Annotated in this window: 13 protein-coding genes; 3 read left to right on the top strand and 10 right to left on the bottom strand. The window is 66.4% G+C overall.

Features of this window, described 5'->3' with window-relative positions; genetic code table 11:
* Window positions 1-8: 8 nt before the first annotated feature.
* From BS38_RS0106835 to BS38_RS0106845, 3 genes are all read right to left on the bottom strand, one after another.
* Window positions 9-437 (bottom strand): HIT family protein, encoded by a 429-nt coding sequence (locus BS38_RS0106835; protein WP_028270121.1) that lies wholly within the window; start codon window positions 435-437, stop codon window positions 9-11.
* Complete coding sequence (locus BS38_RS0106840; protein ID WP_028270122.1) at window positions 434-1,606, bottom strand: NAD(P)-dependent alcohol dehydrogenase; 1,173 nt, start codon at window positions 1,604-1,606, stop codon at window positions 434-436. The genes BS38_RS0106835 and BS38_RS0106840 overlap by 4 nt, the downstream gene beginning before the upstream one ends.
* 61 nt (window positions 1,607-1,667) lie before the next feature.
* Window positions 1,668-2,504: a sulfurtransferase gene (locus tag BS38_RS0106845; RefSeq protein WP_028270123.1), complete on the bottom strand. Its 837-nt coding sequence runs from the start codon at window positions 2,502-2,504 to the stop codon at window positions 1,668-1,670.
* 112 nt (window positions 2,505-2,616) lie between these two features.
* Here BS38_RS0106845 and BS38_RS0106850 point away from each other — a divergent pair, with 112 nt between their 5' ends.
* Window positions 2,617-3,711, top strand: coding sequence for a PLP-dependent cysteine synthase family protein (locus BS38_RS0106850; protein WP_028270124.1), 1,095 nt, complete (start codon window positions 2,617-2,619; stop codon window positions 3,709-3,711).
* On the opposite strand, the gene BS38_RS0106855 is transcribed toward BS38_RS0106850, so the two are convergent.
* Complete coding sequence (locus BS38_RS0106855; protein ID WP_028270125.1) at window positions 3,708-4,364, bottom strand: MBL fold metallo-hydrolase; 657 nt, start codon at window positions 4,362-4,364, stop codon at window positions 3,708-3,710. The genes BS38_RS0106850 and BS38_RS0106855 overlap by 4 nt on opposite strands.
* 119 nt (window positions 4,365-4,483) lie before the next feature.
* Here BS38_RS0106855 and BS38_RS0106865 point away from each other — a divergent pair, with 119 nt between their 5' ends.
* Entirely contained in the window at window positions 4,484-4,948 is a 465-nt protein-coding gene (locus tag BS38_RS0106865; RefSeq protein WP_028270126.1) for a Fur family transcriptional regulator, read from the top strand.
* A gap of 51 nt (window positions 4,949-4,999) precedes the next feature.
* On the opposite strand, the gene BS38_RS0106870 is transcribed toward BS38_RS0106865, so the two are convergent.
* The 6 genes from BS38_RS0106870 to BS38_RS0106895 all read right to left on the bottom strand — a co-directional run bounded on the left by BS38_RS0106870 (window position 5,000) and on the right by BS38_RS0106895 (window position 12,061).
* The gene (locus BS38_RS0106870) at window positions 5,000-5,887 is read right to left on the bottom strand and encodes a metal ABC transporter permease (protein ID WP_028270127.1); all 888 of its coding nucleotides are present in this window, start codon (window positions 5,885-5,887) and stop codon (window positions 5,000-5,002) included.
* A complete protein-coding gene (locus BS38_RS0106875; RefSeq protein WP_028270128.1) occupies window positions 5,888-6,691 on the bottom strand; it encodes a metal ABC transporter ATP-binding protein in 804 nt (267 codons plus the stop codon).
* Window positions 6,692-6,812: 121 nt separating this feature from the next.
* A complete protein-coding gene (locus BS38_RS0106880) occupies window positions 6,813-7,775 on the bottom strand; it encodes a metal ABC transporter solute-binding protein, Zn/Mn family (protein ID WP_028270129.1) in 963 nt (320 codons plus the stop codon).
* A 124-nt stretch (window positions 7,776-7,899) separates the two neighbouring features.
* A complete protein-coding gene (locus BS38_RS0106885; RefSeq protein WP_028270130.1) occupies window positions 7,900-8,970 on the bottom strand; it encodes a hemolysin family protein in 1,071 nt (356 codons plus the stop codon).
* Window positions 8,967-10,304: a hemolysin family protein gene (locus BS38_RS0106890; protein WP_028270131.1), complete on the bottom strand. Its 1,338-nt coding sequence runs from the start codon at window positions 10,302-10,304 to the stop codon at window positions 8,967-8,969. Before BS38_RS0106890 ends, BS38_RS0106885 begins: the two co-directional genes overlap by 4 nt.
* A gap of 275 nt (window positions 10,305-10,579) precedes the next feature.
* Entirely contained in the window at window positions 10,580-12,061 is a 1,482-nt protein-coding gene (locus BS38_RS0106895) for a GuaB1 family IMP dehydrogenase-related protein (protein WP_028270132.1), read from the bottom strand.
* Window positions 12,062-12,287: 226 nt separating this feature from the next.
* Here BS38_RS0106895 and BS38_RS0106900 point away from each other — a divergent pair, with 226 nt between their 5' ends.
* Window positions 12,288-16,094, top strand: a complete 3,807-nt coding sequence (locus tag BS38_RS0106900; protein WP_028270133.1) for a multifunctional oxoglutarate decarboxylase/oxoglutarate dehydrogenase thiamine pyrophosphate-binding subunit/dihydrolipoyllysine-residue succinyltransferase subunit — start codon at window positions 12,288-12,290, stop codon at window positions 16,092-16,094.
* The last annotated feature ends 128 nt before the right edge of the window (window positions 16,095-16,222 follow it).

Below are 16,222 nucleotides of genomic sequence, written 5' to 3' on the forward strand. Positions count from 1 at the left end.
AGCAGCTCTCAGGCCGCGGGCACGTGATCGCCGTGGCCGGCCTGGCGGAGACCTTCGCGCAGCTTCTCCGCGTTGGCGTCAAGCTGTGCGGGGTCGGGGTGCTGGTCCACGGAGCCGAAGTCGTAGTCGGCCATGGAGTTGGAGGGCCACACATGGACGTGGAGGTGGTTGACCTCGTAGCCGGCCACGATGAGCCCTGCCCGCGCGGCATCAAAGACGTCCACCTGGACGGCGCCGATCTTCTGCGCAACTTCCATCACCCGGGTCAGCAGCGCGGTCGGGGCGTCCGTCCAGCGGTCCACTTCCTCTGTCGGAACCACCAGGGTGTGTCCGTCGGCGAGCGGTCCCATGGTCAGGAACGCCACCACGTCCGGTTCGCGCCAGACGAAGCGTCCGGGGATCTCGCCGTTGATGATCTTGGTGAAAACGGTGCTCATGCGTCTGCCTTTTCCGAAGGGGTTCCGAGGGTGCTGGTGTCCAGGACAAAACGATACTTGACGTCTCCGGCCACCATGCGGTCATATGCCTCGTTCAGCTGATCGGCACCCACCACCTCAACGTCGGAGACAACGTTGTGTTCGGCACAGAAGTCCAGCATCTCCTGGGTCTCGGCAATGCCGCCGATCAGCGAACCCGCGTAAGCGATCCGGCGCCGGATCAGCGCCCCCGGATTGACGGGCGGCATGAGTCCGGAGGGCAGGCCCAGCTGGAACAGCGCGCCGTCCCGGCGGAGGGTCCGGAAGTAGGGGTTGAGGTCGTGCGGTGCCGCCACCGTATCGATGATGACGTCGATGGTCCGGCCGGCGGCCGCCATGGCCGCCTCGTCGCGTGACAGGACAACCCCGTCGGCACCGAGCTCCTTCGCAGCGGCGACCTTCGATTCCGAGGTGGTGAACACTATGACGCCGGCCCCCATGGCCTTGGCGAGCTTCACGGCCATGTGGCCCAGACCGCCCAGGCCCACCACACCCACCACGTCACCGGCCTCGAGGCCGAAGTGCCGCAGCGGGGAATACGTGGTGATGCCGGCACAGAGCAGCGGCGCGACGGCTGCGGGGTCGAGGTTTCCGGGAACCCGCAGCACGTAGCGGCGGTCCACCACCACCGAGGTGGCGTAACCGCCCTGGGTGATCGCGTCCCCGTTGCGGGCATCCGTAGCACCGTAGGTTCCGGTCATGCCGTTTTCGCAGTACTGCTCGAGCCCGTCCAGGCAGCTTTCGCATTCGCGGCAGGAGTCCACCAGGCAGCCCACCCCCACGACGTCACCCGGCGCGAAGTCGTCCACGGCGGCACCAACGCGGCTGACCCGGCCCACGATTTCATGGCCGGGCACCAGCGGGTACTTCGGCGACCCCCACTCGCCACGCGTCGCGTGCACGTCCGAATGGCAGAGGCCGCAGAACTCAATGGCGATTTCGACGTCGTCGTCCTTCGGGGCGCGGCGGGCGACGGTGAGCGGGACCAGGCCGCTGCCGCTTGCTGTGGCCCCAAAGGCTGCGGCCAGCCGCGGGAGTGCAGGCGGCGCGGTCTGGCTGGCGTCCCGGAGCGGCGGAGTGCCGGGGAGCGGCTTGGCAAGGGGCGGCGGTACGGGGCGTCCGGGAGTCATGCTCCGACGCTACCCCCGCCCCCGGCCGGCGTTCCAATCCGGCGTTCCAATCCTGCCAGGCCTACGGGGCAGCTCCCGTGGCCACCTCGTTGGCGGGATCGTTGGACCACTGCGAGAACGAGCCCGGATACAGTGCCGCGGGGAACCCGGCGATTTCGAGGGCAGCGATTTCGTGTGCCGCCGTGACCCCCGAGCCGCAGTACACGGCGGTGGGCACATCCGGCCGGACGCCCAGGGCGGTGAAACGCTCGCGCAGCTCCTCCGGCGGCAGGAACCGTCCGTCGGCTCCAATGTTCGCCCCCGTGGGGGCACTCACGGCGCCCGGAATGTGCCCTGCCCGCGGATCCACCGGCTCGACTTCGCCGCGGTAGCGTTCGCCCGCCCGCGCGTCCAGCAGGACACCCCGTTCCGGCCACTGTGCGGCCTGGGGCGCATCGATGACAGGCATCGCACCGTCGGTGAGCGTGACGTCGCCCAGCGAAGCCTGCTCGAGGCCGCCTTCCACGGCGTATCCGGCCGCGCGCCAGGCGGACAGGCCGCCGTCGAGCAGGAAAACGTTGGGCATCCCGGCGTTGCGCAGCATCCACCATAGCCTCGCGGCGGCAGTTGCACCCGTGTCGTCATAGGCCACCACGACGTCGTTGTCCCGGATACCCCAGCACCGGGCCGATTCCTGGAACTGCTGCAGCGGCGGCAGGGGATGCCGTCCCTGGGCGGGGTCCGCCGGCCCGGCCAGCCTGGAGGGCAGGTCCACGTAGACGGCACCGGGAATATGCGCCTCAAGGTAATGCTCACGGCCGTGGGGGTCGCCCAGCGCCCAGCGCACATCCAGCAGAACGGTGCGCTTGCCGGAGGTCATCCGGTGGTTCAGCGCGGACACGTCCATCAGGGGGTTCATCAAATCTCCTTTGGTTCGGATGACAGGCCGTCCGGCCCGGTCCGCAGACGCGGGCGGGTAGCCGGTTCCCACTGTAGCCGTGGACGCCGCCGGTCCCGGGTAGGCTGAATCGGTGAACACAGTGGGTAACCGTGCGGGCAAGCAGGACCGGGCGTGGGCGGATGAAGCCGTCCGCAGGATCAACGCCGAAAACAACAGATCAGCGGACACGCACCTCTACTCCGTCCCGTTGCCGGAGCACTGGGGAGTCCAGCTGTACCTGAAGGACGAATCCACGCACCGCTCCGGGAGCCTGAAGCACCGGCTGGCGCGCTCACTGTTCCTGTTCGGCCTGGTCAACGGCTGGATCCGGGAAGGCACCACCATCGTGGAGGCTTCCAGCGGCAGCACGGCGGTCTCCGAGGCCTACTTCGCACAGCTCCTCGGCCTGCCGTTCGTCGCCGTCATGACCCGCACCACCAGCCCCGAAAAGATTGCCCTGATCGAGCAGTTCGGCGGCTCCTGCCTCCTGGTGGAACACGCCTCGGAGGTGTACTCCGCTGCCGAGGAAGTCGCCCGGACCACACGCGGCCATTACATGGACCAGTTCACCTATGCCGAGCGGGCCACGGACTGGCGGGGGAACAACAACATCGCCGAATCCATCTTCGAGCAGCTTGCCCTCGAAGAGCACCCGGTCCCCCGGTGGATTGTGGTGGGCGCAGGCACCGGCGGCACCAGCGCCACCATCGGCCGCTACCTGCGGTATCACCGCCACGGCACGGAGCTCGCCGTCGTGGACCCTGAGAACTCAGCCTTCTACCCGGGCTGGCGGGACGGCGTCGCCGGCTTCAGCACCGGCATGCCTTCCCGGATCGAGGGCATCGGCCGGCCGCGCATGGAGCCCAGCTTTGTTCCCGCCGTCATCGACCACATGATCCAGGTGCCGGATGCGGCGTCAGTGGCCGCCATGCGGCACCTGTGGGAGCTGGCCGGGCTGCACGCGGGCCCGTCCACCGGGACCAACCTCTGGGGCGTGTGGCAGCTGATCGCCGGGATGGTCGCGGAGGGCCGGCGCGGCAGCGTGGTCTCGCTGATGTGTGACGCCGGGGACCGGTACGCCGGCAGCTATTACAACGAGGAGTGGCTGCAGGCCCGCGGGCTGGATCCCAGGCCGCACCAGGGAGTCATCAGGGAATTCTTCGAAACCGGAACCTGGCGGGCCTAAACCTCCACCGAGTCTCCGCTGGAAAGGTGGCTGTACTCGGTGCCGTACTTGGCTCCCAGGCGCTTCACGTGACCTTCGATAAGGCCGAGTCCGGTCTCATTGAGCAGGGCGTCGTGGATGGGGAACGCCTTGGCGGCCCGGACTCCGATGACGAAATCCACCACCTCGCCGACTTTGTTCCAGGGCGCGTGGACCGGGACGAGGAGGGTCCGGACCCCGATGCCGTCCGGAATCACAAACGAGTCGCCCGGGTGGTACACGTTGGAGTCAATCAAGTATCCGATGTTGGCCACCACGGGGATCTGGGGGTGGATCAGCGCGTGCTGTCCGCCGAACGTCTGAATGTCGAATCCCGCCGCGGTGAACGTTGAACCGGGCTCGACGTCCCGGATCCGGGACTCGGCAAACGGCGCCTCGGCCCGCAACGTGGCGGCTACTCCCCCGGGGGCAAAGACCAGGAGCGAGTCATTGCCCCGCAGGGCTGAGACCACGGCAGGAACGTCAATATGGTCGCCGTGTTCATGGGTGACCAGGACCGCCCCGGCGGCGTGGAGGGCCTCGCCGGTTTCGGAGAACGTGCCGGGATCGAGCACCAGCACCTGCCCGTCCTTCTCGAGCCGGACACAGGCGTGGGTGTATTTAGTCAACTTCATGGAGCCAGCCTAGGGCGGCCTGCACGGCAGTGTCCACGAACCCGCCCGCGCACCCGTCCGACAGGTCCCGGCTGGTAATCTTGGACATTGCACCACCCCTGAGGGAAGCGAGTTATTCCATGGCCCACGGCGCCAAGGCCGACGCCACAAAGCTATCCGCACCGGCACCCGCCGGCGGCCGGGAGCAGCGTGTCACCAAGCAGCGAGTGGCCGTGAGCGCCGCCCTGGACGAGCTGGACGACTTCGTCAGCACCCAGGAGCTCTACCGGATCCTGCAGAACCAGGGCACTTCCGTTTCACTGGCCACTGCCTACCGGATCCTGCAGTCGCTCGCCGACGACGGGCTGGTGGACGTCCTGCGCAACGGTGAGGGCGAGGCCGTCTACCGGCGGTGCGCCGTCACCGGCCATCACCATCACCTGCTCTGCCGCAACTGCGGCAAGGCCGTGGAAGTGGAGGCGCCCGCCGTGGAAACATGGGCTGCCCGGACGGCCGCGGAACACGGTTACACCGAGGTAGCCCACACCGTGGAGATCTTCGGCCTGTGCCCGGACTGCACGGCCCGGAAATCCGCCGCGGGCTAAGGGGCACCGTGGCAGCCGCCGGGGCGCCGCCGCGGCCCGAGAGCTGCCGGCCTAGGAGGCTTCAGCCCCGGCCGGAAGGACCCGGCCGTTGAGGCCGCGGCCGGCCCGGACGCCGCCGATGATCCGGCAGACCACGTAGATCAGGAATGACAGCGTGGTCACGTACGGGCTGATGGGGATCCGCCCGCCGAGGGCAAGCAGGATGCCGCCCACAGTAGCCGTCACCGCGAAGGCCACGCTGAGCATCACCACCAGCCGGGGCGAGGAGGTCACGCGAAGCGCCGCGGCGGCCGGAGTGATCAGCAACGCGAGCACCAGGAGCGCCCCCACCACCTGGATGGACAACGCCACGCTGATGCCCAGCAGCACCATGAAGCCGATGCCGAGTGTCCGGACCGGCACACCCCGCGCTTCCGCCACTTCCGGGTCCACGCTGGCAAACGTGAGCGGGCGCCAGATGGCCACCAGCGCCAGCATCACCACGAGGGCGGCCGTGGCCAGGACCTGCAGCTGAACTGTATCCACGGATACGATCTGCCCCGTCAGGAGGCCGAACTTGTTGGATGCCCGACCCTCGTAAAGGGAAAGAAACAGGATGCCCAGGCCCAGGCCGAAGGGCATGATGACGCCGATGATGGAGTTCTTGTCCCGGGCCCGGACCCCCATCACACCGAGCAGCAGCGCCGCCAGCACCGAACCGATGAGGGATCCGAAGACGATGTCGGCTCCGATCAGCAGCGCGAAGGCGGCACCGGCGAACGACAGTTCGGAGATTCCGTGGACGGCGAACGCGAGGTCCCGTTTCATCACGAAGGTTCCGACCAGGCCGCCCAGCAGTCCGAGCAGCGCTCCTGCCCAGATGGAGTTCTGGACCAGGGCCAGGAGCTCGCCGTAGTTATCGAAATTGAAGATGGAGCCCAGGATGCTGTCCAAATCCACTTAGCCCACCTCTCCTGCCACCGAATGCGCGTCCTCGTGGTGGTGCGTGGCCCCCTCCGGGAGCCCCACCACGATCATCCGGCCGTTGGCACGGATGACTTCGACCCGGCTGCCGTAAAGCCCGGAGAGCACTTCGGTAGTCATCACTTCTGCCGGCTTGCCCACGCGGAAACGTCCGCCGGCAAGGTAGAGGACGCGGTCCACGTAATCGATGATCGGATTGATCTCGTGCGTTACGAAGACCACGGCGCTGTCCTGCGTGCGGCACTGCTCGTTGATGAGCGCGCTGACGGCCTGCTGGTGCTGAAGGTCAAGGGAAAGCAACGGCTCGTCACAGAGCAATATCTGCGGATCGGCGGCCAGCGACTGGGCAACCCTCAGCCGCTGCTGTTCGCCGCCGGAGAGCTGGCCCACCGGAACGTTGGCATACTCCGCGGCGCCCACCAGGTCCAGTAGTTCATCGATCCTGCGGTTGGCCTTTGCTGCACCGAGCCGCAGTCCCCAGCGGTGGCCGTCAACGCCCAGCCCCACCAGGTCCCGGGCACGAAGGGGCGTGTCCGGGGCAAAGGATTTCTGCTGCGGAATGTAGCCGATCAGGTTGCTGCCGCGTTCCACCGGACGGCCGCCCAGCGCCGCTGTCCCGGAATGGAGTTCCTGCAGTCCCAGCAGGACCTTCAGGAACGTGGTTTTGCCGCTGCCGTTCGGGCCGAGGACGGCAAAGAACTCGCCGGGATTGATATCGAGGTCCAGGTCCTCCCACAGTGTCCGTTTGCCGAACTTCAGGGTGGCTCCACGGAGGCTCACTACCGGTTTCAACGTTCTTTATCCTCGATTCATACGGGGCGAAGCGCCCCCACCATCTTAGGACTGCCAGTCCGTGGATGGTTCAGCACACGGCTTCCCGGGGCGGAATGCGCCCCGGGGGCTACTTGCCCAGGGCCTGCTTGATGTTGTCCACGTTGCTGCTCATCCACTGTACGTAGGTCTTGCCCTCGGGAAGGGTTTCGCTGAAGTCCAGCACCGGGACGCCGGCACCCTCGGCTGCTTTCTTGAGGGCCTGGGTCTGCGGGCTTTCCGTCTGTGTGTTGTAGGCCAGGAACTTGATGTCCTTCGAACCGGCCAGTTCCGTGGCTTCCTTGAGGACCGCGGGCGGCACATCGGAGCCTTCCTCGATGGCGGCCGTGTAGTCGGCAGGGGTCTTGTTCACGAGGCCGGCGGCCTCGAGCAGGTAGAGCGGTACCGGTTCAGTAACGGCGACGGGCGCCTTGGCCGCCGTCGTGGCAAGTCCGGCGGCCTGGGCATTCAGCGCCGCGATCTCTTTTTTGAACGAGTCGGCGTTGGCCTGGAAGGTCGGGGCGGACGCCGGCTCCAGCGCTGCGAGTTTGGCTTCGACGGCGTCGGCCAGCTTTGTCATGGCATCCAGGCTGTACCAGACGTGTTCGTTGAATGCTCCGTCGTGGGAGTGTCCGTGATCGTCGGCCTCGGCCGTGGACGCTGCGGAGGGCTCCTCTTCCGGGGCCAGCCCGGAAACCTCGACGGCGCTGATGATGTTCTCGTGGCCCAGGTTGCTGTCGTCGGCCAGCTTGTGCATGAAGTCGTCGTAGCCGCCGCCGTTTTCCACCACCAGGCGGGCCTTCGAAACCGCCAGCTTGTCCTGGGTGGTGGCTTCGTAGGAATGCGGGTCCTGGCTCGCCTTGGTGATCAGTGCCTTGACGTTCACTTTGTCGCCGCCGATTTCCTTGACGATGTCGCCGTACACGTTCGTCGAGGTGACCACCTCGACGGTGCCGGGATCCGCCTGCGGGCCGGCCGACGTCGTACTGCAGGCTGAAAGCAGCAGGCTCAGGCCGGCAAGGGCGGTGGCGGAAAGGGCTGCGGAACGGCGCACGGAAGGACCTCGGATCTGGTTATCGGAAAACTTGCCACATGAGAATCAGGAGCATTAGCAACAAGACGAGTGTAGCCCTAAATAGGAATGATTCCTATTTAGGGCTACAGCATCCGGCGCGGGGCTACTCTCCGTCCGGCTGGCCGAGCCGGCGGATGCCCTTCGCCTGGGTGGCATCACGGATCTCGCCCACGAGCTGCTCGATCACGTCTTCAAGGAACAGCACGCCCTGGGTGTTGCCGTCCGGTCCGATGACCCGCGCCAGGTGTGATCCGGTGCGCTGCATCACGGACATGGCCTTTTCAATCTCGTCATCCATGGCCAGGTTCGCCAGGGACCTGATCCGGCTCTCGGCAATCGGGTGTTCGTATCCCGCCTCCGGAATGGACAGCACATCCTTGATGTGAAGGTAGCCCGAAAGCATGCCGTCCTCGTCCATCATCGGGAACCGGGAGAATCCGGTGCGGCTGACGGCCTTTTCGAACTCCACCGGCGTGGTGGGCGACTTCATCATGACCAGCTTGTCGAGCGGGACCATGATGTCCGACGCCGTGTGCTCGGAGAATTCAAGCGCACCGGTGATCAGGCCGGCGTCGTCGTCCACCAGCCCGTGCCGGGTGGATTCCTGCACGATCGACTGGACCTCCTCCAGCGTGAACGAGGAGTTGACCTCGTCCTTGGGCTCAATCCGCATCAGGCGCAGGATGTGGTTGGCGGACCAGTTGAGGGCCGCAATCACCGGGTTCACCAGCCGCGCAATGAACATCAGCGGCGGCGCCAGCAGCAGGGCTGCCTTGTCCGCAACGGACACCGAGATGTTCTTGGGCACCATCTCGCCGAACGTCACATGGAGGAAGGTCACCACCAGCAGGGCCACGGTGAACGCCACGATGTCCGCCAGCTCCATCGGCATGCCGACGGCTTCAAGGGGAACCGCCATCAGATGGTGGATGGCCGGTTCTGCCACCTGCAGGATCAGCAGGGAGCAGACCGTGATGCCCAGCTGGGCACACGCGAGCATGAGGGACACGTTTTCCATGGCCCGCAGCGTCGTCTGCGCCCGCAAGGAGCCGGCCTCCGCCAGCGGCTCGATCTGGCTCCGCCGGGCGGACATGACCGCGAACTCGGCCGCCACAAAGAAAGCGTTGCCGAACAGCAGGACCACCAGCCAGAGAATTCCTGCCCAGTCGCTCATGCCGTGCCTCCCTGGCCGGCCGCGTGCTCTTCGCCGCGGACCGGGGAAGGCTTGAAGCAGATCCGGTCGATCCGGCGTCCGTCCATCCGGGTCACACTCAACGTGCCCCCGCCGACGTCCACTTTGTCCCCCACTGCGGCGATCCGGCCGAGCTGGCTCATGACGTAGCCGCCCACTGTTTCGTAGGCAGATTCGTCAGGCACCGTCAGTCCGGGAATCTGTTCCGAGAGTTCATCCGGGCGCAGGAGCCCGGGGAAGTACCAGTCCCCCGATGCACTCTGCAACAGTCCGGGACGTACCTTGTCGTGTTCATCCGCGACCTCCCCGACGATTTCCTCCACGAGGTCCTCGAGGGTGGCGATGCCGGCCGTGCCGCCATATTCGTCAAGCACGACGGCCAACTGCATGTTTCCCTCGCGGAGTTCGGCAAGCAGGGCATCCAGGTGGATGGTTTCGGGAACCCTCAGGACGTCAGTCATGATGGCGCCTGCCTCAAGGTTGGCGCGCCGGTCCGAAGGGACGGCGATTGCCTTCTTGACGTGGACCAGGCCGCGGATGTCGTCGGCGGACTCACCAATGACCGGGAAGCGTGAATACCCGGTCCGCCGTGCGGCGTCCACAATGTCCGAAACCGGCTGCCCGGCGGCAATTGTCTCCACCCGGATCCTGGGGGTCATCACGTCGGCCGCAGTCCGGCCGGAGAACTTCAGCGTCCGGGCGATGAAGTTGGCCGTTCCCGGGTCAAGTGTCCCCATGGCGGCGGAGCGCCGCACCAGGGATGCCAGTTCGGCCGGGGTCCGGGCGCCGGAGATCTCCTCCTTGGCTTCGAGTCCGAAGACGTTCAGCACTCTGTTGGAGAAGCCGTTCAGCACGATGATGGCAGGCTTGAAGACGGCGGTAAAGACCAGCTGCGGACGGGCCACGGCCTTGCCAATCGGCAGGGACAGTGCAATGGCCATGTTCTTGGGCACCAGCTCGCCGATCAGCATGGACCCCAGGGTGGCGATGGTCATGGCCATCACCAACGAAACGGAAGCAGCCGCGGCTTCCGGAACACCCGCCGCGGCCAGCGGACCTTCCAGCAGCTTTCCGACGGACGGTTCCATGACGTAGCCGGTCAGCAGGGTGGTCATGGTGATCCCGAGCTGGCAGCTGGATAATTGGGTGGACAGTGATTTGAGGCATTTGAGCAGCGGCACGGCCGCTGCGTCGCCGCTGTCAACGGCCCGCTGGACCGTCGCCTGGTCCAGGGCGACGAGGGAAAACTCGACGGCGACGAAGAAACCCGTGCCAAGGATGAGCAGGATGCCCGCAATAAGGAGTAGCCATTCCATCAGCGGTTTGCCTCCGGCGAAGAGGCCGGCCACGGAGCGGCTGGGGAAAGGGAGGCGCTGCCGGGGAAACCGCCCGGCGGAGGATGGTCGGCCGTTGCCGACCCTGTTTCCTGGAAGGCTGCGGCGTGGACTGCTGCAGAATGATGGGCGCGTGAACGGGGTTTGCCGGCTCTGTGGGTGGACTGCGGGGAGCTGGTATTCATGCTCCGCTGACAGCCCCCAGGCCGGCACCTAGATTTACTGTCCATAAGAATGTCAGTCTACAGGAGCACCCCTCACCAGCTTTGCGGAACAGGCCGGCCCTCCTCGTAGCCGGCAGCGGACTGGATTCCTGCCACGGCACGCTCGCGGAATCCGGCGAGGTCCGCTGCGCCGGCATAGCTCATGGAACTGCGGAGCCCTGCGGTGATCATGTCCACCAGGTCTTCTACGCCGGGCCGGGCGGGGTCCACGTACATGCGTGACGTGGAGATGCCCTCTTCGAAAAGCGCCTTCCGGTCCTTTTCAAAAGCGCCCTCGCGCTGGTTCCGGTTCTGCACCGCCCTGGCCGAGGCCATGCCGAAGCTCTCCTTATATTGGCGGCCGTTTGCGTCCGACTGCAGATCCCCCGGACTTTCGTGGGTTCCCGCGAACCACGAACCGATCATGACCTGGCTTGCTCCGGCCGCCAGCGCCAGGGCAACGTCCCGCGGATACCGCACGCCGCCGTCGGCCCAGATCCGCCCGCCGGCGGCGCGTGCCGCCGCGGCGCACTCCAGCACGGCGGAGAGCTGGGGACGGCCCACGGCCGTCATCATGCGCGTGGTGCACATGGCCCCCGGACCGACGCCGACCTTGACGATGTTCGCGCCGGCGCCGATCAGTTCCCGGGTTGCATCCGCTGTCACGACATTGCCCGCCACGATGGGTACGGCCGGGTCCAGTCCGCGGACAGCCGCCAGCGCGTCGAACATCTTCTGCTGGTGGCCGTGGGCGGTGTCGATGACGAGGACGTCCACACCGGCGGCCAGCAGTTCCGCCGCCCGGCCCGCCACATCACCGTTAATTCCGACGGCGGCGGCCACCTTCAGCTTTCCCGCCGCGTCCAGGAGGGGCCGGTAGATAGTGGAACGAAGCGCACCCTTGCGGGTGAGGACTCCGGCGAGGGAGCCGTCCTCGTGGACCGGGGCGAAGTCCGTGCCTGCGGCGTCCATGGCGTCGAAGGCCTTCCGCAGGGAAGCGTCAAGGATCCCCGTGCCCGTCCCGCCCGCGGCCTGGCTCCCCGGGCCGAGCGCGCCGGCGTCCAGCACCAGCGCCTGCCGCATGACCGACGCGAGGGAGGCAAAACGGTCCTGCCCCTCGCAGTCCGCAGCGCGGACCACACCGGCAACCCTGCCGGCGTCGTCCACTACCGCCACTGCACCGTGCGGCCGTTTGCCCATCAGGTGGAGGGCGTCGATGACCGTCTCCGAGGCCAGCAGGCTGACCGGAGTTTCAAAAACGGTATGCCGCGACTTGATCCAGGCCGTGACGTCGCGGAGCACATCAAGCGGAACGTCCTGCGGCAGGACGGCCAGCCCGCCGCGCCGGGCCATGGTCTCGGCCATGCGCTTTCCCGTCACGGCCGTCATGTTGGCCACCACCAGCGGGATGGAGGACCCGGTGCCGTCATCGGCCGCAAGGTCCACATCCAGCCGCGACGTGACGTCCGAACGCGAGGGCACCAGGAAGGCGTCCGAGTACGTCAGGTCGGTGGTCGGTTCACTCAAAAAACGCACGGCAACTCCTCGTCGAAAGGGATACTCAGTGCGAGTCTAGGAGCTTATTCGCGCAATAGTTTCGCCGCTACATGATTTGGGTCACCCTTATTGGCAGTTAACCAAGGATCGTCACTAGACTGGCAAAGGTCTGGGTTCACAGGACGCAGAGACTGGTTCGATTGTTGTGCTGAGGCACCGAAGGCGACCAGAGGGAAATCAAACTCATGGAAGAGGCGTATTTCAAGTGCCAGAGCAGCCTAGCCACCGTCTACCAGAGGAATTTGGCGGAAACGAGTGGCTCGTTGACGAACTGTACGAGCGTTACCAGCAGGACAAGAACACGGTAGATGCCAAGTGGTGGCCCCTGTTCGAATCCTTCGACGCCGGTGACAGCTCGTCTTCCAACGGGACCTCCGGTGCACCGGCGCCCGCAGATCCCTCAACCCGCGAACTTCCCGTTGTAGCTCCCGCTCCGGCCGCACCGGCACCGTCGCCGGCAGCCGCCAAACCGGCCGCTGCCGCCCCGGCCGCTTCCGCCCAGGCTCCCGCAGCCCCGGCGAAGAAAGCACCCGCCACTGTTGCCCGTGACGGCGCAAAGAAGCCCGAATCCGCAGGCACTCCGCCCATCCCCGCCCAGCTGCCGAAGAACGTCAAGGCTCCCACGGCTCCCGAAGAGGACGTTGTCTCCGTTCTCCGCGGACCGGCCAAGGCGATCGCTTCCAACATGGTCACCAGCCTGGAAGTTCCCACCGCAACCAGCGTCCGCGCCATTCCCGCGAAGCTGCTGATCGACAACCGCGTGGTCATCAACTCCAACCTGGCCCGGGCCCGCGGCGGCAAGGTCTCCTTCACGCACCTGATCGGCTATGCCGTCATCCGCGCACTGTCCCAGTTCCCGTCCATGAACGTCTACTACGACGAAGTGGACGGCAAGCCCGTCGCGGTCCAGCCGGCACACGTGAACTTCGGCATCGCCATCGACATGCCCAAGCCGGACGGCACGCGCCTGCTCATGGTGCCGAACATCAAGAAGGCGGAGACCCTCAACTTCTCCGAGTTCTGGCACACCTACGAAGACCTGATCAAGCGTGCCCGCAACGGCAAGCTGACCGCCGATGACCACTCCGGCACCACGGTTTCCCTCACCAATCCAGGCGGCATCGGCACCGTCCACTCCGTGCCCCGCCTCTCCAAGGGCCAGGCTGCCATCATCGGCGTCGGCGCACTGGATTACCCGGCCGAGTTCCAGGGCGCCAGCGAGAAGATCATCGCGCACAACGCCATCAGCAAGGTCCTCACGCTGACCTCCACCTATGACCACCGCGTCATCCAGGGTGCCGGCAGCGGCGAGTTCCTCAAGCTCGTGCACCAGCTCCTGCTCGGTGCACAGAACTTCTACGACGAGATCTTCGAGTCCCTGCGCATCCCGTACGAGCCCGTGCGCTGGAGCCCGGACCTGCAGGTGGACCCGGCCGACGAAATCAACAAGGTCGCCCGGATCCAGCAGCTGATCCACTCCTACCGCGTCCGCGGCCACCTTATGGCGGACACCGATCCGCTGGAATACGTCCAGCGGAAGCACCCGGACCTGGACGTCCTCACCTACGGCCTGACCCTGTGGGACCTCGACCGCGAGTGGCCCACCGGCGGCTTCGGCGGCAAGCCCATGCTGGCGTTCCGCGACATCCTCGGTGTGCTCCGTGACGCCTACTGCCGCACCACCGGCATCGAATACATGCACATCCAGGACCCGGCCGAGCGCAAGTGGTTCCAGGACCAGCTGGAGCACCCGTACTCCAAGCCCAGCCGCGAAGAGCAGCTGCGCATCGTTTCCAAGCTCAACGCCGCGGAAGCCTTCGAAACCTTCCTGCAGACCAAGTTCGTGGGCCAGAAGCGGTTCTCGCTGGAGGGCGGCGAATCGCTGATCCCGCTGCTGGACGCCATCATCTCCGATGCGGCCGACGACGATCTCGACGAAGTGGCAATCGGCATGGCCCACCGCGGCCGCCTGAACGTGCTCACCAACATCGCCGGCAAGACCTACGCCCAGGTCTTCCGCGAATTCGAAGGCACCCAGGACCCGCGCTCCGTGCAGGGCTCCGGCGACGTCAAGTACCACCTCGGCACCGAGGGCACGTTCACCTCGGACAACGGCAAGGAGACGAAGGTCTACCTCGCCGCCAACCCCTCGCACCTCGAGGCAGTGGACTCCGTCCTCGAAGGCATCGTCCGCGCCAAGCAGGACCGTCTGGACCAGGGCGAGGCCTTCCCCGTGCTCCCCATCATGGTGCACGGCGACGCCGCCTTCGCAGGCCAGGGTGTGGTGGCGGAAACGCTCAACCTCTCCCAGCTGCGCGGCTACCGCACCGGCGGAACCATCCATGTGGTGGTCAACAACCAGGTGGGCTTCACCACGGCACCCTCGTCGTCGCGTTCCTCCACCTACTCCACTGACGTCGCCAAGATGATCCAGGCTCCGGTGTTCCACGTGAACGGCGATGACCCGGAGGCCGTGGTCCGCATCGGCCAGCTTGCCTACGAGTTCCGCCAGCGCTTCCACAAGGACGTTGTCATCGACATGGTCTGCTACCGGCGCCGCGGGCACAACGAGGGCGACGACCCCTCGATGACCCAGCCGCTGATGTACAACCTGATCGAAGCCAAGCGCTCCGTACGCAAGCTGTACACCGAATCGCTGATCGGCCGCGGCGACATCACCGAGGAAGAAGCCGAGCAGCTGCTCCGCGACTACCAGGAACGCCTGGAACGCGTCTTCGCGGAGACCCACGCCGCGCAGACCTCCCCGATCCCGATCATCACCGCGGATTCCGCCGCCGTGTCCGATATCGAACGGCCCAGCGCCCAGCAGTCCGACTCCGGCATCAACGCGCCGGCGTCCACCGCGATCTCCCCGGAGACCCTGGCGCGCATCGGCAGGGCCCACATCGAGATTCCCGAGGGCTTCACGGTCCACGCCAAGCTCAAGCAGCTGCTTGAGAAGCGTGAACAGATGTCCCGCGAAGGCGGCATCGACTGGGGCTTTGGCGAGATCGCGGCCTTCGGCTCCCTCATCATGGAAGGCGTTCCGGTCCGGCTCGCCGGCCAGGACTCCCGCCGCGGCACCTTCGTGCAGCGCCACGCCGTGTTCCACGACCGTGCCAACGGCAATGAGTGGCTGCCCCTGGGCAACCTCTCCGATGACCAGGCCAAGCTGTGGATCTACGACTCCCTGCTGTCCGAATACGCTGCCATGGGCTTCGAATACGGCTACTCCGTCGAACGCCCTGACGCCCTGGTGCTGTGGGAAGCGCAGTTCGGTGACTTCGTCAACGGCGCGCAGACCATCATCGACGAGTTCATCTCTTCGGCCGAGCAGAAATGGGGCCAGCGCTCCTCGCTGGTGCTGATGCTGCCCCACGGCTATGAAGGCCAGGGCCCGGACCACTCATCCGCCCGGATCGAGCGGTTCCTGCAGATGTGCGCCGAAGAAAACATGATCGTGGCCAACCCCACGACGTCGGCCTCCCACTTCCACCTGCTGCGCCGCCAGGCATACAGCCGGCCGCGGAAGCCGCTCATCATCTTCACGCCGAAGCAGCTGCTCCGCCTGAAGGCCGCAGCGTCTTCCGTGGAGGACTTCACCACCGGCACCTTCAAGCCCGTCATCGGAGAGCACGAACAGCTGCAGGCGGACGCCGTCGAGCGTGTGCTGCTGGTGTCCGGCCGCCTGTACTACGATCTGCTGTCCACGCGGCAGAAGACCGGCGACAAGACGACGGCGATCGTCCGCGTCGAGCAGCTTTACCCGCTGCCCGCCGCTGAAATCGCCGCCGAGCTCGCCAAGTACCCCAACGCCGACGTGGTGTGGGCACAGGACGAACCTGCCAACCAGGGCCCGTGGCCGTTCATGGGCCTGAACCTGCCCGACGCCCTGGACCGCCGGGTGCGCCTGGTCTCGCGTCCGGCTTCGGCCTCCACGGCTGCCGGTTCCATGAAGCGGCACGCTGCGGAGCAGGACACCCTCCTCAAGCAGGCGTTTGCCCGGAAGTAGCCTGGACGCTGCCCGGCCGGAACTCGACATTTTCGTCTCCGGCCGGGCAGCGCTGCTTAATGGAAGGGGTGGCGCTGCCCGACGCAGGTGTCGCCCGACGCCGGTCGCGGAGTTGGCTGGCAGCCCCT

Origin of the sequence: Arthrobacter sp. UNC362MFTsu5.1, from assembly GCF_000685965.1 — a bacterium.
Taxonomy (GTDB): domain Bacteria; phylum Actinomycetota; class Actinomycetes; order Actinomycetales; family Micrococcaceae; genus Arthrobacter.